Source organism: Tenacibaculum sp. AWR4_210 (genome assembly GCF_056160945.1).
In genome coordinates this window covers 1-219 of record NZ_JBSWYF010000114.1, presented here as the reverse complement: position 1 = coordinate 219, position 219 = coordinate 1, and the positions used below count along the sequence as shown (strand labels likewise).

The 219-nt window shown below is 51.1% G+C and carries 1 protein-coding gene; it reads left to right on the top strand.

From position 1 onward, the window contains the following. Positions 1–219: hypothetical protein (locus ACXAG7_RS20265; RefSeq protein WP_476667976.1), on the top strand; the 219-nt coding region annotated here is incomplete at both ends.

Below are 219 nucleotides of genomic sequence, written 5' to 3'. Positions count from 1 at the left end.
AGCAGGCTTTACCAAATGCCGGAACTAACGGAACACTTACCATCTGTGCAGGAAGCACGGTAACATCGGCGCAGTTATTTGCAGCCTTAGGTGGAAGTCCAGCTACGGGAGGTACTTGGTCACCAGCTTTAGGAGGCGCAAATACTTATACGTATACCGTAGCAGCAACGGCACCATGTACCACAGCAGCAACAGCTCAGGTAGTGGTAAGCGAACAAG